This window comes from Mycobacterium sp. 1423905.2 (genome assembly GCF_001673155.1).
Taxonomy (GTDB): Bacteria; Actinomycetota; Actinomycetes; order Mycobacteriales; family Mycobacteriaceae; genus Mycobacterium.
Map to the genome: position 1 here is coordinate 28,880 of NZ_LZLE01000312.1, position 18,839 is coordinate 47,718.

At 65.9% G+C, this 18,839-nt stretch carries 11 protein-coding genes and 1 tRNA gene; 1 reads left to right on the top strand and 11 read right to left on the bottom strand.

The genetic code is table 11. From position 1 onward, the window contains the following. Positions 1 to 6 precede the first annotated feature (6 nt). From A9W95_RS21125 to A9W95_RS21170, 10 genes are all read right to left on the bottom strand, one after another. Positions 7 to 672 (bottom strand): hypothetical protein, encoded by a 666-nt coding sequence (locus A9W95_RS21125; protein WP_371328102.1) that lies wholly within the window; start codon positions 670 to 672, stop codon positions 7 to 9. Further along, entirely contained in the window at positions 672 to 1,088 is a 417-nt protein-coding gene (locus A9W95_RS21130; protein ID WP_067417299.1) for a thioesterase family protein, read from the bottom strand. Before A9W95_RS21130 ends, A9W95_RS21125 begins: the two co-directional genes overlap by 1 nt. Beyond that, the gene (locus A9W95_RS21135) at positions 1,085 to 5,908 is read right to left on the bottom strand and encodes an NAD-glutamate dehydrogenase (protein ID WP_067417302.1); all 4,824 of its coding nucleotides are present in this window, start codon (positions 5,906 to 5,908) and stop codon (positions 1,085 to 1,087) included. Before A9W95_RS21135 ends, A9W95_RS21130 begins: the two co-directional genes overlap by 4 nt. A 127-nt stretch (positions 5,909 to 6,035) precedes the next feature. Continuing rightward, positions 6,036 to 7,712, bottom strand: a complete 1,677-nt coding sequence (gene ettA, locus A9W95_RS21140; RefSeq protein ID WP_067417305.1) for an energy-dependent translational throttle protein EttA — start codon at positions 7,710 to 7,712, stop codon at positions 6,036 to 6,038. Positions 7,713 to 7,779: 67 nt separating this feature from the next. After that, positions 7,780 to 8,280, bottom strand: coding sequence for a single-stranded DNA-binding protein (locus A9W95_RS21145; protein WP_067417308.1), 501 nt, complete (start codon positions 8,278 to 8,280; stop codon positions 7,780 to 7,782). Positions 8,281 to 8,413: 133 nt separating this feature from the next. Beyond that, on the bottom strand, positions 8,414 to 10,411 hold the full coding sequence (locus A9W95_RS21150; protein ID WP_082983243.1) for a cytochrome c oxidase assembly protein: 1,998 nt from the start codon (positions 10,409 to 10,411) through the stop codon (positions 8,414 to 8,416). A gap of 1 nt (position 10,412) precedes the next feature. Then, positions 10,413 to 12,779 (bottom strand): glycerol-3-phosphate 1-O-acyltransferase, encoded by a 2,367-nt coding sequence (locus A9W95_RS21155; protein WP_067417310.1) that lies wholly within the window; start codon positions 12,777 to 12,779, stop codon positions 10,413 to 10,415. Beyond that, entirely contained in the window at positions 12,776 to 14,587 is a 1,812-nt protein-coding gene (locus tag A9W95_RS21160; RefSeq protein ID WP_067417313.1) for an HAD-IB family hydrolase/lysophospholipid acyltransferase family protein, read from the bottom strand. Before A9W95_RS21160 ends, A9W95_RS21155 begins: the two co-directional genes overlap by 4 nt. Beyond that, positions 14,584 to 16,056, bottom strand: coding sequence for a wax ester/triacylglycerol synthase family O-acyltransferase (locus A9W95_RS21165; protein WP_067417316.1), 1,473 nt, complete (start codon positions 16,054 to 16,056; stop codon positions 14,584 to 14,586). The genes A9W95_RS21160 and A9W95_RS21165 overlap by 4 nt, the downstream gene beginning before the upstream one ends. 162 nt (positions 16,057 to 16,218) lie before the next feature. Further along, on the bottom strand, positions 16,219 to 17,481 hold the full coding sequence (locus A9W95_RS21170; RefSeq protein ID WP_067417319.1) for an alpha/beta hydrolase: 1,263 nt from the start codon (positions 17,479 to 17,481) through the stop codon (positions 16,219 to 16,221). Between the two features lie 187 nt (positions 17,482 to 17,668). Between A9W95_RS21170 and A9W95_RS21175 the strand changes: the two genes are divergently transcribed. Beyond that, positions 17,669 to 17,742, top strand: a tRNA-Arg gene (locus tag A9W95_RS21175). Between the two features lie 423 nt (positions 17,743 to 18,165). On the opposite strand, the gene A9W95_RS21180 is transcribed toward A9W95_RS21175, so the two are convergent. Continuing rightward, the coding region (locus tag A9W95_RS21180; protein WP_172826677.1) for an AbrB family transcriptional regulator at positions 18,166 to 18,839 on the bottom strand (674 nt) is incomplete at its 5' end.

Sequence of the window (18,839 nt, forward strand, 5' to 3'; positions counted from 1 at the left end):
CTCGGGTCAGCGCAGCACCAGTGCGGGATCGCCGCGGCGGCGATACACCGACCCGAACCGGGCGTCGATTCGCAGCCATGCCGGCAAGATGCGGACCCGGATGATCTCGTCTGCGCCGTCGGGCACCTGCGGCAGGAATCCCATGGCCGTCAGCGCAAACACGCAGCGCATCGGTAGACCGACGGTGACGTCGTCCGCACTGACCTGGATGACCTCCTGGTCCAGCAGCGAGACCGGCGGGCCGTGGGCGCCGCTGTGTTGTTTGGCCAGTTGCGCACCGCTCTCGGACAGATCGAGGACGACCCGGGCCGGCACGTCGTCGAGGTGGGTGAACCCCGAGTCCGGCGGCAGCGCACCCCGCCACGCCGAATCCATCGAAAAGCCCGGGTCGACGTAGCCCGATGTGGTGTCCATGGCGGCCAATCCGCGCGCCAGCGCGTCCGCACCAACCGACATGTCGGCGGGCTGCATCGTGCCACCCACGACCCGGCTGGCCAGAACATCGAAACCCGTTGCGACCCAAGCGCTGAGCAGACCGGACGGCCGCGCTCGCAGTCGGATCACGGAGGCATCGTCGAGCCGCAAGGCACGTTCGACGAACGCCGCCAGATTCGCGCGGTGAGCCGCGGGCGCTTCGGGCCCCAGCCACAGGCCGCGATCGGGGGATTCCACTATTCCCGCAACCACCGTTGCAGGTAGTCCCGATGGTGGGGGGCCAAACGCACCAACCGCTGCTCGTCGATGTGGAAGGCGGCCAGTTGCGATTCGGCGATGACCGCCGGCTTCGAGTCGGGGTCCACGTTGACCGAGCGCACTTCGTAGCCGAGCGTGAAATCCACCGCCCGCAGCCGCTTCACCCAGATGGTGACCTGCAGCGGCGAATCCGTCAGGCGCAGTTGTCCTTTGTAGCTGACTCGCACGTCGGCGATCAGCAATCCGATGGTGGTGATGTCCGAGACGAACGCGTCCTTGAGGAAGGGGACGCGCGCCTCCTCCAGAATCGTGACCATGGTGGCGTGGTTGACGTGTTGGTACATGTCGATGTCGGACCAACGCACCGGCACTTGCGCGACGAAACCTTTGCTCACCCGGAGGATCCCCGTCCACTGGTACGCGTCATTCGGCGGATCTGCCGCGCCGCGACCGACAGGGTCGCCAGATCCATGGCACCGCTTTCCCGGATTTCGCTCAGGGTACGGCGGGCGCGGTCGACGCGGGATGCGCTGATGTGCTCCCACTCGGCGATCTTCTCTTCGCCGCTCTCATCGGGTTCACCGACGGCAAGCACGTCGAAGCACAACGACCGCAGCGACGCGTAGATGTCGTCTCGAATAGCCAACCGCGCCAACGAATGCCAGCGGTCGTTGCGGGGCAGTGCGGATACGGCGGTCAGCAGGGCGTCGGTGCCGAGCCGGTCCATCAGCGCGAAATAGGTGTCGGCGACCTCAGCGGTGTCCATCTCGGTGATGTCCGCGATGTCGATGACGTCGAGCAGGCTGTAGCGGTAGAGCCCGCTGGCCACCCGGTAGGCCAGGTCGTGGGGCGCCCCCATCGAGGTGAACTCCGCGGCTTCCTTTTCCACGATGGCCTTGTCGTCACCGCGCAACCACTCCCCCATTCGCGGTGTCAGAGCCTTGACCTTGGCGGCGAACCGGTTGATTTCGGCGCCGACGGCCAGCGGCTGTGGGCGGTAATTGAGCAGCCAGCGCCCGGCGCGGTCGATCAGCCGACGGGTGTCCAGCGTCAGCCGATCTGACAGCGCGACCGGCAGGTTCTCGGCCCGGATGCGCCGCCAGATGTGTCCGACACCGAAGATGGCGTCGGTGGCGGCGTAGGTGCGCACCGCGTCGATCGCGCTGACTCCGACGTCCTCGGTGATGCGGAACGCATAGCTGATGCCCGCGGTGTCCACCAGGTCGTTGATCAGCATGGTGGTGACGATTTCCCGGCGCAGTTGGTGGGAGCGGATCTCCGAGGTGAAGCGCTCCCGCAGCGGTGTCGGGAAGTAGCGCGGCAGCCGCGATGCGAAGACGTCCTGATCGGGCAGTTCGGTGCGCAACACATCGTCTTTGAGGGCCAGCTTGACGTGCGCCATCAACGTGGCGAGCTCGGGAGAGGTCAACCCCAGCCCGATGTCGCAGCGCCGCTCGATTTCCTTTTCTGAAGGCAGCGCTTCGAGATCACGGTTGACGCCACGCTCGGTCACCAGATAGTCGATCTGTCGGGCGTGCACGGTTAACAAGCTCGGCGCGTTGGCGCGGCTGGTACCCATCAGATCGTTCTGGTCGTCGTTGTCGGTCAGCACCAGGTGCGCCACTTCGTCGGTCATCGACTCCAGCAGCTGGCTGCGCTCCTCAGGTTTGACCTTGCCGGCGGTGACCAGCGCGTCGATGAGGATCTTGATGTTGACTTCATGGTCGGAGCAGTCGACCCCGGCCGAGTTGTCCAGCGCGTCGGTGTTGATGCGCCCGCCGGACAAGTCGAACTCGATGCGGCCCCGTGCCGTCACTCCAAGGTTGCCGCCCTCACCGATTACTTTGGCGCGCACCTGATTTCCGTTCACGCGCACCGGGTCATTGGCGCGGTCACCGACGTCGGCGTCGGACTCCGACTCGGCTTTGATGTAGGTGCCGATGCCGCCGTTGAACAGCAGGTCCACCGGCGCCAGCAGGATCGCCTTGATCAGGTTGGGCGGGGCCATCTCCGTGACGTCGCTGTCGATGCCCAGCGCGGTGCGCACCTCGGCGCTGACCGGAATGGCTTTCTGGTCGCGGCTGTACACCCCGCCGCCCTGACTGATCAGTGATTTGTCGTAGTCGTCCCAGCTGGATCGGGGCAGGTCGAACATCCGGCGACGCTCCGCCCACGACGCCGCCGGCTGCGGGTCGGGGTCGAGGAAGACGTGCCGGTGGTCGAAGGCGGCGATCAGCCTGATGTGCTTGCTCAGCAGCATTCCGTTACCGAACACGTCACCGCTCATGTCGCCGACTCCGACCACGGTGAAATCTTGGCTTTGGGTGTCGACGCCGATTTCCCGGAAGTGGCGCTTGACCGCTTCCCAGGCGCCACGGGCGGTGATGCCCATGGCCTTGTGGTCGTATCCCACCGATCCGCCGGAGGCGAACGCGTCACCGAGCCAGAACCCGTAGGACTTGGCGACGTCGTTGGCGATGTCGGAGAAGGTGGCGGTGCCCTTGTCGGCTGCCACCACCAGGTAGGCGTCGTCGCCGTCGCGGCGCACCACTTCCGGTGGCGCGCTGACGTTTCGGGTGGCGTGATCGACGTTGTCGGTGACGTCGAGCAGGCCGGAGATGAACAGCTGGTAGCAGGCGACGCCTTCGGCGCGGGTGCCGTCGCGGTCGACGGCCGCGTCGCCGGTGGGCAGCGGCGGGCGCTTGACGACGAATCCGCCTTTGGCTCCTACGGGAACAATGACTGCGTTCTTCACCGCCTGGGCCTTGACCAGACCGAGGATCTCGGTGCGGAAGTCGTCGCGGCGATCCGACCACCGCAGTCCGCCGCGGGCGACGTGGCCGAACCGCAGGTGCACCCCTTCGACGCGGGGCGAATACACGAAGATCTCGAATTTCGGTCGCGGCAATGGCAATTCGTCGACCAGTTGTGCATCGAGCTTGAGCGCCAACACATCTCGGCTGCGAGCCGAACCTGCGCGCGTCACGAAGTAATTCGTGCGCAGCGTGGCCTGCACGAGTGAGGCGAAAGCGCGCAGGATGCGGTCGGTGTCCAGACCCACGACCGCGTCGATGTCCGCGGCCACGGCGGCGGCGGCCGCTTGGGCGTCCCGGCTGGCCGGGGAACCCGACGGTCGGGGATCGAAGAGCGCTTCGAAGAGGGTGACCAGCGAGCAGGCGGTGGAGGGGTGCTCGTTGAGCACCGATTCGATGTGGGACTGGCTGTACGGAAAACTGGCCTGGCGCAGGTATTTTGCGTAGGCGCGCAGTAAGACCACCTGCTGCCAGTTCAGCCCGGCGCGCATCACCAGTTCGTTGAACCGGTCGATTTCGACGCGGCCCTGCCAGATGGCGGTGACCGCGTCGGCGAATCGTTCCGCGGTGGCTTCTCGTTCGGCAGTGGTCTTGGCCAGGGGGATGGTGGGGTGCGGTGAGATCTTGAATTGGTAGATCCACACCGGCAATCCGTCGGGCCGGGTGACGGTGAACGGTCGCTCTTCGAGCACCACGACGCCCATGCTTTGCAGCATCGGCAACAGTTGGCTCAGCGAGGCGGTACGACCACCCAGGAACCAGGTGAGTTGCGCGGCGCCTTCGTCGCCGCCGTCGGAGAACACCAGTTTGACCGAGTCGTCCTGGAGTTCTTCGATGATCTTGATGTCATTGATGGCATCGGCCGGGCTGACCACCTGCTTGTAGGCCTCGGGGAAGGCGGAGGCGTAATGCTCGGCGTCAGCGTGGGTGATCGAGGAGCTGGCCACTGCACCGATCAGGCGGTCGGCCCAGGTGCGCGCGGCTTCGCTGAGTAGCGCCTGGATGCGCAGCCGGTTGGGTTCGGACACGTCGACCGAGCCGGGCGGTGAGTCTTCGGGCAGACGCACCATGAAATGCATGAGGGCCCAGGGTGATTCACTGACCCGGGCGGTGAATTCGAGTCGGGTGCCGCCGAATTCGCGGACCAGGATGTCCTCGATCTGCAGGCGAACCGGAGTGGTGTAGCGATCGCGCGGCAGGTACACCAGGCAGGAGACGAAGAACTGCAGTCGGTCGGCGCGCAGGAACAGCAGGGCACGTCGTTGCGATGCCATGTCGACGACGGCCTTGGCCATCGTCAGTAACCGCTCGGCGCTGAGCGAGAACAGTTCGGGGCGCGGCACGGTCTGGATCACGTCGAGCAGCAGCTGGCCGGGGTGGCTCGGGTCGCTGCCAGCCAAGGTGAGGGCTTGGCGGACCCGTTGGGAGATGGTGGGGATCTCCAGCACGTCGGCGTTCATGGCCGCGACCGTGAACAGACCGACGAAGCGGTGCTCGAAGACGCCGTCGGCGACGTTTTCGCGGACGGCGATGGCATATGGGTAGGCGCCGTAGCGCAGATAGCTGCCGACCGCGGCCTGCGCCAACACCAGCAGCTTGTTCTCGTCGGTCAACCGGGGCCGGGTGCCCGATCGGGCCCGGAGGACGCCGAAGCCGGTGGATCCGTCACCGGAGACCAGGCCGTCGTGCACCCGGCATCGCTGATAGCCGAGCAGCAGGAAGTTGCCGTTGCCCAGCCAGCGCAGTAAGGCGGCGACCTCTTCGCGGTCCGGCGCGGCGTAGTGGCCGTCGGCGTTGGTGTCCACATCGGCGGCCACTTCGGCCAGAGTGGCGATCAGCGCTGTGGCGTCGGTGGCCACCCGCTCCACGTCGGCCAGGACCTTGGGCAGCAGGCGCTCCACTTCGGCCAGGGCCTTGCTGTCGACCGAGGGGGACAGTTGCACGTGGATCCAAGCTTCACCGACGAAGGGCGACGTGTCGTCGGGCTTGGGTTCGACGCTAAGCAGATTCCCGTCCGGGCTGCGGCGGACCTCGAAGACGGGCGTCATGATCGCGGTGTAGGCGACGCCGAGCCGGTGCAGCAACACCGTGACCGAATCCATCAGCATGCCGCCGTGCTCGCTGACCACCTGCAGGGCCGGCCCGAAACCGCCGGGGTCGTCGGCGGGGTAGACCGCGACCGCACTTTCACCGGCCGGTCGGTGCTGACCCAGTCGATAGTGGGCGGCCAGTAGGGCCGGTGTCACCAATGAGGCCGGTACCCCGGAGTCGGATGGCTGGTCGTTGTGCGGTCCTCGATAGCTGTCGAGGTAGGCCTTGGTGATCCAGTCCGGGATGTCGGAGTTCTCGGTAAGCGTGGTCCAGGCGGTCACATCCTGCTTGGGCCCGGGATCGATCGTCATGCCGTTCGCTCCCAACTCCCGACGGATAGTAAGCCGAACCGGTCCCGCTCCTGCGCGACCATTCCGGCCGCGTCAATGCGGAGCGGGTCCAGTTCGCCCCGCTCGGGAAGCGGGGGCAGAGCTGACATTAGTCGCGCGTCAGCCTGCGGTGTGTCACTCGATGAGGACGGGCGGCTTCGATACCGAGCCGTTGCACTTTGTTCTCCTCGTAGGCGCCGAAGTTGCCTTCGAACCAGAACCACTTGGCTTCGTTGTCCACGTCGCCTTCCCACGCCAGGATGTGCGTGCAGGTGCGGTCGAGGAACCAGCGGTCGTGCGAGATCACTACCGCGCAGCCGGGGAACTTCTCCAAGGCGTTCTCCAACGAACTCAACGTTTCGACGTCGAGGTCGTTGGTCGGCTCGTCGAGCAGGATCAGGTTGCCGCCCTCTTTGAGCGTGAGCGCCAGGTTGAGCCGGTTGCGCTCGCCGCCGGACAGCACACCCGCCGGTTTCTGCTGGTCAGGACCCTTGAACCCGAACGCCGAGACATAGGCTCGGGACGGGATCTCGTTCTGGCCCACCTCGATGTAGTCCAGCCCGTCGGACACCACTTCCCACACCGTCTTCTTGGGGTCGATGCCTGAGCGGCTCTGGTCTACATAGCTGAGCTTGACGGTTTCGCCGACCTTGACCGTGCCGCTGTCCGGTTGCTCGAGGCCGACGATGGTCTTGAAAAGCGTGGTCTTGCCCACGCCGTTAGGGCCGATCACGCCGACGATGCCGTTGCGTGGCAGCGTGAAGGACAGGTCCTTGATCAGCGTGCGCCCGTCGTACCCCTTGTCGAGGTGTTCCACCTCGACGACCACGCTGCCGAGTCGCGGCCCCGTCGGGATCTGGATCTCTTCGAAGTCGAGCTTGCGCGTCTTCTCCGCCTCGGCGGCCATCTCCTCGTAGCGCTGCAGGCGGGCCTTGCTTTTGGCCTGCCGCGCCTTGGCGCCGGAACGCACCCAGGCCAGCTCCTCGGTCAGCCGTTTCTGCAGCTTGGCGTCCTTGCGGCCCTGAACAGCGATCCGCTCGGCCTTCTTCTCCAAGTAGGTCGAGTAGTTGCCCTCATACGGGTACGCCCGGCCCCGGTCGAGCTCGAGGATCCACTCGGCGACGTTGTCCAGGAAGTACCGGTCGTGGGTGACCGCCAAGATCGCGCCGGGGTAACTGGCGAGGTGCTGCTCGAGCCACTGCACGCTTTCGGCGTCCAAGTGGTTCGTCGGCTCGTCGAGCAGCAGCAGGTCAGGCTTGGAGAGCAACAGCTTGCACAGAGCGACCCGGCGACGCTCACCGCCGGACAGGTTGGTGACCGGCTCGTCGGGCGGCGGGCAGCGCAGTGCGTCCATCGCCTGCTCGAGCTGCGAGTCGAGGTCCCACGCGTCGGCGTGGTCGAGTTCCTCCTGCAGCCGACCCATTTCTTCCATCAGCTCGTCGGAGTAGTCGGTGGCCATCAACTCCGCGACCTCGTTGAACCGGTCGAGTTTGACCTTAATCTCACCCAGACCTTCTTCCACGTTGCCGCGGACGGTCTTCTCCTCGTTCAGGGGCGGCTCCTGTTGCAGGATGCCGACCGTGGCCCCGGTCGCTAGGAACGCGTCACCGTTGTTGGGCTTGTCCAGCCCCGCCATGATCCGCAAGACGCTCGACTTGCCCGCACCGTTTGGGCCGACCACACCGATCTTGGCGCCGGGGTAGAAGCTCAACGTGACGTCGTCGAGGATCACCTTGTCGCCGTGCGCCTTGCGGACCTTCTTCATCGTGTAGATGAACTCAGCCATGCCGCAGTAGTGCCTTTCTGGTCTTTCGGAATTATCTCGCCGACCATCCTAGGCACCGCCAGCCGCGCTAAGCCGACAAAGGCAGTCCACCGAGGCCAGCAGCGGCCCCGTCGGCGTCGGTGAGCGGCTCTCCCGCGGCCACGGCGTCGTCCTCGCCGAGCACCGCGCCCGGCGCTGCGTGCGGCGGCGCCTCGTCGGGGTTCGGCCCGGTGTAACTGGGCCGCTCGATGCGCACGAACGCCCGGGACAGGTCGGGTCCGACCGCGGTTGCCCGCATCTCCACCGAGGAGCGGCGATTGCCGTCTGGGTCCTCGTACTCGCTGGTGTACACGTGCCCCGAGACGATCACGGGTGCACCCTTGCTGAGCGCCGCACACACTCCGCCCACCAGTCGCCCCCAGCAGTTGACGTTGATGAACAGCGAGTTGCCCGGCTCCCATTCGCCGTCGGTGTTGCGTCGGCGCGAATTGCTGGCCACCCGAAACTTGACGACCTCTTGGTTTCCGACTTGGCGGCGCTGCAGGTCGTTGACGATGTGACCGACCACGGTCAGTGGAGTTTCGAACATAGCTACGGTCCTTCCGTGAGTTAGTGCTGTTGGTTGCCGCCATTCAGCTCCGAGTCGCCGACAGATTGGCCGGACGACCACCGCTGCAGGACGCGCCTGTGGACGAAGTCGTAACTGTGGATAGGTCGGAGCGTCAGGTGCGCCGCGGCGTGTCTCGGCGCGCGAGTTCGGCCAGCATCGCGTTGTAGGCGGCCAGCTCGCTGTCGTCGTCGCGGTCGGCCGCGCGATCCAGGCGTCGGGCGGTGCGCCGGTCGCTGCGCGCCCACTGCACCAGCAACGCCAGGATCACGATGACCAACGGCACCTCACCAGCCGCCCAGGCGATCGCTCCGCCCAATCGCTGATCACCGAGCAGGTCGGTGTGCCAAGACAGACCCAGGGACCGGTAGTAGTTGCCACCCAACACGGTTCGGGTGCCCATGAGGACCACGCCGAAGAAGGCGTGCAGCGGCAACGACGCGAACACGACAGCCACCTTGGCCAGCGGCGGGATGGGCCGCGGCGTGGGGTCGACTCCGATGACGACCCAGTAGAACAGGTAGCCGCTGAGCAGAAAGTGCACGTTCATCGCCAGATGACCGGCGTGGCTACCTGCGGCGGTGTCGAAAATTCCACCGAGATACAAACCGTAGAAACCGCCGACGAACAGCATCGTGGCCAGCACCGGGATGGTCAGCACCCGCGAGAGCCGGCTGTGCAGTGCAGCTAGTAGCCATTCCCGCGGGCCCGGTGGGCCGCCGCGCCCGGCAGCCGGCAGCGCCCGCAAAGCCAGGGTCACCGGCGCCCCGAGCACCAGCAGGATTGGCACCAACATGGACAGACCCATATGGGCGACCATGTGCATGCTGAACATCGCCGGCATGTACCGCCCCACTCCCGAGGACGTGACGAACAGCAAGCAACCACATCCGAGCAGCCACGCCAGACTCCGCCCCGCCGGCCATGTGTCGCCGCGTCGGCGCAACCGCAACACCGCCGCCACATACAGCGCGGCGGCAACAATCGCGGCGGTACCGAAAATGAGGTCGAATCGCCAGTCGAACAGCACCCGGGCCACGGTGGGTGGACCGTCGAAGTCGTAGCCGATCTCGGCTTCGGATATCGAGGGAATGCCCGTCGGCGGTGGCGGTGGCGCCGTGCGACCAAGTCCGACGGCGACGCCGAAGGTGAGGGCGAACGCCGCCGCCTCAGCAAGCGCCAGCCGGATCAACGCGCGGCGGGAGTTCGGATCCAGTTGCAACGCAGCCACACCGACGCGACGCTGGCGCCAGCCGAGGACGCCGAGCACGCACAGCGCCAGCACCTTGGCCATGACCAACCGCCCGTATCCGGTGGTGACCAGTTGCGACGGCAGGACCCGCACTGCGGCATTGACGACGCCGCTCAGCACCATCGCCAACCAGCACCACAGGGCGACGGCCGAAAACCGCTGCGCGGCCAGGCCGGTGTGCTCACCGCCGCGCACGGCGTGCGCCAGCAACGCCAACAGGCCCCCTGCCCACACGCTGGCCGCGACGAGGTGGATCAGCAGGCTGTTGGTGGCCAGGTCGTGCGAACCACCCGCCGAGGAGTGACCGGTCAGACCGAGCGGAACCAGCGTCACCAAGGATCCGGCCAGCAGCAGCGGTGTCCACGACCACCGCAGCACCGACCAACTGGCCACCGTGACCATCGCAGCCAGCGCAGCGGTCCAGCGCCACGCTTCCGCGGTGCTGACCAACCCGGTCAACGACCACAACCTGATCGGATTGAGCTGTTGCGCAAACGGTCGACCCGACACATCCGAAATGGTCAGCGGCACAAGTAATGCGGCGCAGACGGCCCAGCTCAAGGACGCCATGGTGCCCAGCCGAAGCGCCCGGTATCCGGCGGCGTCCAGGACACCGCTGCGCTGCGGCGGCACCAAAAAGGCCGCGAACAGAAAGGATCCCACGGCTAGCACCGCGGCGATTTCGCCCGCCGCACGCACGAACGGCAGTCCCAGGGTGGTCGCCGGGCCCGGATCCGGCAGGCCGGTCGCGCCCAATGTATCGGCCAACGACAGCGCCGCGATTCCAGCGGCGGTGCCCCCGGCGAGCACGGCGACACTGACGAGCAGCGTCGGTACGCGGACAGCAAGCCGACTCAGCACGCTACTGCGCTTGACCGGCTTGCCGCCCGTGTCGCAACTGGAATTCGCGGGCGAAGAACTGATTTCGGGCGATCTGCTCGACGTAGCTGCAGTCGCGCAGGATGCTGCGCAACTCGCGCCGGAAGGCGATCCGGCGCTCGGTGAGGTCGGCCGCCGGCGCGATCAAGTCCTGATCGGCCACCACCTGTCGGGCGGTTGCGAAGAGCAAGGTGGAGACCGACTCGCTGCTACGCACCCTGCCTTGGGCCACGTATTGACGGCCGACGCCCAGTGCTGAGTCGGTCAACTCCTTCTGGTCCACGTCGGCAGGCGCATCGCGCAAAACGTCGGCGACGATTTCGTAGGCTTCGAAGAACACGCGCAACATGGCGTCCGACATCAGCGGCCGCTTGGCGTAGAGCAACGCATCGATCTCGTCACCGCCGGCGGCCACGCGGGCTTCCCAATCGTGTTGCCACGCCAACTCTTCGGCGATGTTGGCGCGGAACGCGGCCGAGTCGGCGAAGTAGAAGTCGAACTTGAGCAGATCGCGCAGGCGCATCGCTTGTTCCCAGAACGCCGCGACCCGGTCAGCTTCGCTGTGTCGGGCATGCGCGAGCGCCAGTTCGACGATGGAGGTCTCCAAAAATGCATGGATCACCGAATTGCGGTAGAACGCCGCGGCATGTTCGTGTTCGGGGGCGATGTGCCAGACGGGCTCTCGGCCGCTGTCGACGCGAGTGACCGGGTGGCCGTTGGACAAAGCATCGACCGCTGCTCGCACGCCTTCACGGGTCCGTAGGCGCAGGGCGCTGGTGGAAACCGGTGTCTGCTTGCGATCCAGATAGTCCAGCGAATCCTGCAGCGTGTGGTGCAACTGGTCGAGGGTCAACGCCAAGCCGCGCGTGGTCAAGAGCAACGCCGACACCAGACCCGTCGCGGTAATCGGGGTGGCTTGCAAGATCCGCCACGCCACCTCAAACGACATCTTCTGCAGCGCAAGGCGTTTGGCGCTCTCATCCTGAGCCAGAGGGCCTTGGGGCGGCCCAAGGTACTGCCGCATTGACACGGCCTCGGGGAACCGCACGTAGATTTTGCCGTAGTTGCGCTCCCCCTGCGCCTTGATAAAGTTGTACAACCAACCAAAACCCTCGGGTGTCTTCTCGGCGCCGCGCGCGTAGGCCGCGTATTCGGCAATCTCGTGCAACTGGTCGAAACAAATGGCGACGCCTTGCAGCAGGATGTCGTCGCTGCGGCCTTCCAGGTAGGCGTCGGCCACATAACTCAACAGTCCGAGCTTGGGCGGCAACATCTTTCCGGTGCGCGACCGCGTCCCCTCGATGGACCAGCTGAGGTTGAACCGCTTTTCGACGACGTAGCCGACATACTCTTTGAGCACGTACTTATACACCGGGTCGTCGCCGATGTTGCGCCGGATGAAGATCATCCCAGACCGCCGCAGCAGCGGTCCCATCACGCCGAAGGAAAGGTTGATGCCGCCGAACATGTGTACCGGCGGTAACCGATTCTCCTGCATGGCCACCGGCACCACGGCGCCGTCGATGTAGGACCGGTGCGAGAACAGCAGAACTGCCGGGTGCGCCTCGAGCGCGGTGCGCATGGCGGCGACTTGATATTCGTCGTAATCGATTTCGGGATCGAAACCGCGGCTGATCATCTTACCCAGGACGGAGATGACGTCCACGGACGCCTGGCTCCAGCCGGTCGCCAGCTCGTCGAGCATCTTGGCGGCTTCCTCGAGCGTGGCGCCGGGAATCTTCTTCAGACCGGCACGGAACCGGGCCGACGCCATGATCTCGGGTTTTACCAACCGCGGGGATTTGTACTGCGGCCCGAGGATCCGGTACTCCGAGCGCGCCAGCGCGAGCAGGGCTCGGCGGGTGACGAACTGCGCGAAATCGACCTGATCTTCGCCGACGGTGGTGTCTCGCCACTGCTTGCGCAAATCGGACACCTTGGCCGACTCGCCGGCCATGACCCGGGCGCGCCACGGTTCGGTGCGCACAATCCGTTGCTGCTGGCGCTGATTGGGATGGTAGGGATCGCGTCCGGGCAGCAGCGCGGTCACCTTCGCCACCTTGCCGCGATCCGCAGACGGCAGCCAGAACACCTGCACGGGGACGATCGAGCGGTTCTCGGCGGCATCCGACCCGTCCTCGAGCTGCTCGACGAGTTCGGTCAGCGCCGCCGACGGTGCGTTGCGAGCTGGCAGCTCCAACAGATCGAAGTTTGCTTCCGGATGACGAGAAGACTGCTCGCGCAGCCAATCTCGGATCAGTTGCGATTCGACCGGCGTTTGCATGCAGGCAAGCACCAGGGTGTCTTCGGCGATCAAGGCTGCACTGGTGTCGGCGGCCGGCTTCGTCACGGCCGTCCTTTGGGCCTCGAAGATTCGGAAGCGCTGGAGGGGGTCTCGGCGGGTTGGTGTTTCTCACCATCCCGCAGAGCCACTGTGGATGCGTTCGGATTGGCCTTACTGACTGCCGTAGTAGCCGCCTTTTTGGCCGGGGTTTTCTTTGCCGGCGCTTTCTTAGCCGCCTTCTTGGCTGTGGTCTTGGCTGTGGTCTTCGCGGCGGCCTTCGTCCCGGTCGTCTTCTTGGCGGTCGCCTTGGCCGCGGTCTTCTTCGCCGCTGGCTTGCCGCCCGCACTCTTGGCCCGCTTGGCCGCCTTCTTCTCGGCGTACAAGCTCACTTCCGGAAGTTTATCGACCGGCCAGTGCCGCAACGTGTCCAGATAGAGTTGGCGCACTTCGGCGATGCGGTCGGAAAGAGTGTCCAAGGTCCAGTCGTCGACGGGGATCGGCGGGAACACCGCGACGTCAACGGTACCCGGATTGATCGTCGTCGAGTTGCGCGAGGCGACGAACTCGGCATTGCGAATCACGATGGGCACGATCGGAATTCCCACTGTCATCGCGATGCGGAACGGCCCCTTCTTGAACGGCCCCACTTCGGTGGTGTCCAACCGCGTCCCTTCCGGGGCCATCATGATGGACAAGCCGTTCTTGGCGCGCTCTTCGACGATGTGCAGCGTCTCCACCGCGGCGACCCGATCGTCCCGGTCGATGAACACCCCGTCCAGCAACTTGCCCAGCGGACCCATGATGGGGTCGCGTTCCAGTTCTTTCTTGGCCACCGCCACCCAGTTGTCGCGGATCAGCGATCCGGCGATGATCGGGTCAACTTGGTTGCGGTGGTTGAAAATGAAGACGGCGGGTCGCTGCGCGGTCAGGTTCTCCTGGCCGATGACGTTGAGCTGCACCCCGCTGGTGGCAAGCACCAGCTGGGAGAAGGTTGAGGTGAAGAAGTTGACGCCGCGACGACGGTTGCGGGTCAACACACCGATGCCCACCGCACCGGCAGCGACGGGGAACATGGAACCGAAGCCGGCCAGGGTGCGCAGCTGGCGTCGCAGACCGACACCGCCGCGGCTGTTGAACTTCAGGATTGGCCAGCCGCGACGCCGCGCGACGGCGGCCATCTTGCCTTCCGGATTCGTCGGGCGCGGGTTGCCGACCAGGTACATCAGCGCGACGTCCTCGTCACCGTCGGCGTAGAAATAACTGTCCTTGAGGTCGATGTCATGCTCGGCCGCAAAGCGTTGCACCGCAGCAGCTTTGCCCGGGCCCCACAGGATGGGCTTGACCACTCCGCCGGTCAGCAGACCGTCCTCGTTGATCTCGAACTTGTTGGTGAGCATGTTGCTGATGCCCAGGAAGCGGGCGACCGGTTCGACCTGGATGGTCAGCGCCGACGAGCTGAGCACGACGGTGTGGCCGCGAGCGACGTGCGCGCGCACCAGTTCTCGCATCTCGGGGTAGATCCGCGACTCGATGCGTTGAGCGAACAACCGCTCGCCGATTTCCTGTAAGTCGGTGAGTTGCCGGCCGCGCAGGGCGGAGGCGGCTTTGCCGATCAGGTCTTCGAACTCGATGCGGCCCAGCGTGTGGTTGAGTCCCGCCTGCACCATGCTGAGCAGCTCGCCCACGCCCATGTCGCGACGGCGCAACCGCTCCTGGGTGAGGATGACGGCGGTGAAGCCGGCGACCAGGGTTCCGTCGAGGTCGAAGAATGCGCCGACTTTGGGACCTTCAGGACTGGCCATGATCTCGGCTACCGAACCGGGCAGCCGCAAGTCGCGCGCCGGAGTTGGGCGGTCTTCGTCGGACGCGCTCATGAGCCCGACACCGATCGAGACGCCGCGTCGGCCGGTGCGGCAAACGATGCGGGCGCGGCCCGCGGCGCCGGATCCCCGGCGAGGGCGAGGATTTCGTCGAAACCCTCGAGCAGGCACCGGGCGAACAATTCGTCGTTGCGCACCGAGGCTCGGTCGTAACGCACGGTGATGGTGCACCAGCCGCCGCGCGATATCAGCACCACCATCATCGCCACTCCCGGCAGCGGCCCAATCCCGTACTGGCGCAATACTTTCGCACCGGCGATGTAGGTGTCGCCCGGGTAGACCGGCACGTTGCTCGCCTGCACGTCAGAACCGATCACCGAGCCGCTGATTCCCTCCAGCACCGCGGTGGGCAACACACTGAGCACCGGCGCCATGGCACCGACGACGTTCATCGCGGGCTCGTCGCGCCGTTGCGTCATCTGCGCCCGGATCTTCTTCATGCGCGACACTGGGTCGATGGTGCCGACCGGGGCGGCGAGATTGACTCCGGTGAAACGGTTTCCACCCGCGGCATCGGCATCGGCGCGCAGGTTTACCGGCACCGCCATAGGCAGCGTGCTGATCGGTACGCCAAGCGCGTCGTGGTAGCGGCGCAGCGCGCCGCACAAGCCGGCCAGGTAGGCGTCGTTGATGGAACCGCCACCGGACTTCGCGGCTCGGTGCAGCTCGGACAGCCGGATGTCGATGGCTTCAGTGCGGGTGGCCAGGCTGCGCCGACGAAGTAGCGGTGACGGCTCGGCAGCCCGGTTCATCACCCGCACGCTTGACATGGCGTATCCGACTAGACCCGACACGGTGGAGCCAGGCTCCAAGACCGCACGCCCGGCGACCGATACCGCCCCGGACAACGCCCCCAATGCCCCATTGACGATGGCGACGGGCAACCGGTTGAGGCCTTGACGCATCAGGTCGTTGGGAGTCAGGTCCTGCGGAATGGGTTGGGGCGGCGTCGGCTTGGCCGGCGGGTCCCGCTCCAAATCGTAGATCTCGGCGAACATCTCGACACCGCCGACGCCATCGGTGACCGCGTGGCTGACATGCAACAGCGTGGCAGCCCTACCGTCTTCGAGGCCCTCGACCAGCGTCGCCGTCCACAGCGGACGCGAGATGTCCAGCGGCGATTGCAGAATCACCTCGGCGAGGTCGAACACCTCCCGCAAGGTGCCCGCCCCGGAGACGCGGATGCGGCGCACATGAAAGTCGAGGTTGAAGTCCGGGTCGACCACCCACCGTGGCGCGGCCGTGGGCAACGTTGGCACGACTACCTTTTGCCGCAATCGCAATACTCGCCGGGAGGCGTTCTCGAATCGGGTCCGGAAGCGATCCCAATCCGGTGTCGTGTCGAGGACTTCCAGGGCCATGATTCCCGACCGAGTTCGCGGATTCGCCTCGCCGCGGTGCATCAGATAGTCGACGGGGCCCAGCTCGTTGGACAACCCTGCGGCCTCACCGGGTTCAGCCATCAGCCCGTCCTCCGCGAGCCGGGTAACTCGACACGCCAGACCCTTCCACCGTCGATCAAGCCTCCTGATTCAGCCCGCCAACCCGATTGCCCACACAACGCTAGTCCGGTTAGGGCAGTGGTGAAAGGACTCGGGGTCTCCCCGAGCGGCGACCTGCCGGAATCAGCTGGCCGGGGAGGCCGACAACGCCAGCGATTCGAGCAGCGCGTGTTCGCGCCGGCCGTAGATGACCCCGAGGAAATCCGACACGGCGTCTGCGGCCAGTCGAGATCGGACCGTCGGCGTGATGTCGAAGGCGTGGTGGGCGTTGGCCAGCTCGGCGTAGGCGACCGTGGCAGCGCCGGCGTCCTTGAGAGCCGCGCAGAAGGCGCGGGACTGCCCACTGGGGACCAGTTCGTCTTTCTCCCCGTGCAGGACGAAGAACGGTGGCGCGTCGCGGTGCACATAGGAGATCGGTGACGCCGCCGCGAACCGCTCGGGTTTGTCGGCGTAGCGGGCCTTCATCACGAAGTGCTCGAGGAACGGCAGCATCATTTCGTGCATGTTGTCGAAATCGGTGAAGTCGTAGACGCCGTAGTACGGCGCGACCGCCTGCACGGTGGTGTCGGCACGTTCGAATCCCGGCTGAAAGGTCGGGTCGTTTGGGGTGAGCGCCGCCAGCGAGGCCAGGTGCGCTCCGGCCGAGCCGCCGGTGATGGCCACAAAGTCAGGGTCACCGCCGTAGTCGGCGATGTTTTCGCGAACCCATGCGATGGCGCGCTTGACGTCGATCAGGTGAGCCGGGAAGGCACACCGTGGGCTCTTGCTGTAGTTGATCGAGACGCAGATCCAGCCGAGCTCGACCATCTTGCTCATCAGCGTGTAGGCCTGAGGGCGCTTGCCGTTGACCGCCCACGCGCCTCCGGGCACCTGAATCAAGACCGGGGCCCGGCTTCCGGGTGACAAGTCGGGACGGCGCCAGATGTCCAGGAGGTTGTCGCGGCCCGCCGGGCCGTAGGAGATGTCGGACGTCTTGGCCGCGTAGCGGCGGTGCGGCCCGGGTTTGAGCTTGGGCAGCAGACCGCCGCGGCGTGCGCGCACCGCCGGGTTGGCGGTCGGGTGCAACACCAGGTCGCGGAAGTCGGCGCCGAGGGACTGGTGCAGGGCCGCGTTGAGGGCTTGGTCCGCACGTTGGGCCGCCCAGGTGGTGCCGACGCGGTTGATCGCCGCTGGTGACACGCGGGTCAACGCATGGCCGGTGACCACGTGCGGAGGAAATTCGGTGGCGATCCAGCCAGCGACCCAGCCGACGGCGAATGGTGAGCCGCGCAGCAGCAGGGCGCCGGCCCGGTAGGTGTCTTTGACGTCAGCGGCGAGTTGCGCGCCCTGCCGCAGGGCTTCGGCACCCGCACGCGAGCACCGCGAAGTCACACTGGCCATGCACATTCGAAAGCCCACCCCTCGACGTCCAGGCACACGCATCGTTGCGGTAAACGGCCGATTACCGGCCGGTGTTGTACGTGTGTCGAGGCTCACACCATAACCCATTCCTGGCGCGCTCAAACACTTTTCGCGGGCGTTGCGTCGTGGGAACTGAGGTTCGGGCGGCGTTGGATAGACTGACCTGCGCATTGCCTCCGTAGCTCAGTTGGATAGAGCAAGGGCCTTCTAATCCCTAGGTCGCACGTTCGAGTCGTGCCGGGGGCACTGGGACCGTTGGGACGTCGGCTGATGCTTGACAGTTGTTTCGGTTAAACCTTGACACTCCCCAAGGTGTCTGAGTTGAGCCTGGCCGAGCATCGGTAACAAGCCGTGTTGGCGGTGATGGGTGAGGCTTGTCGGTATCGCAAGTGATCGCCGAGCCCAGACCGACCCAATCTTTGGCCGCCGTCTCCAGCACAGCCGGCATTGCCACGACAAACGACCTGAGAGACCTCTCTAGCGGTTGGGAGCCCGAAACCCGACCGTTGCGGCAAATTAGATCGCGCGCGAAGACCGGAGTTCGGATGCTACGGGTTGCGGAGCAAACGCGCTGTGCGTTTGCTCCTGGGGCTCCCGGCTAGTGGTCCTCGAGAATCCGGCAAATTGCTACTTCTGCCCGCCTCACAGCGACTGGCTAGCACGGACCGTTCACGCGGGAACCGCAACCAGTCCGCCCCGCACCGGCCTGCGAGGCATTGCGATGCGCGGCGTGAACCTGGTGAACAACCGAGCCACGAAGGGTGCAGCGAACAGCATCACGACCACCCGAATCACCTGGGCCGCCATCACAAAGGTCACGTTGGAACCCGACCCGGCGGCGGTGCCGAGCACCGCGTAGATGCCCCCCGGGCTTGTGGCCAGGTAACCGTCGAGCATGCTCAGTCCAGCGACCTTGGCCAGCAGCACACCCATACCGGCCGCGGCAACGTTGATCACCATGATCAGCCCGAAAGCACCCGGCAGGATCCGTCGCACCGCGCGCAGCGATTCGCGGTCGAACGCCAACACCGTCTGCAGGACGATCAGCACGATTCCGATCTGAACCAGCACCATGGGAACCGCCAGGCCGTGGGCCAGCCCGGAAAGCTCCAGCGCGATCGTGATCGCCATCGGAACCAGCAAACCGGCACCTGGCAGCCGCACGTAGCGTGCTAACGCCGCGCCGACCACCACAATCACCGCCAGCAACGACAGCCCGAAACCCGATGACTCTGAGGTGGTTTGGTTCGTCTCCGGTCCGCGCGCCGCGGCGGCGTGGTAGCAGACCGTCGCAACAACGGGCATGGCCGCGGTGACCAGCGCGACGCGTAGGTATTGCACCG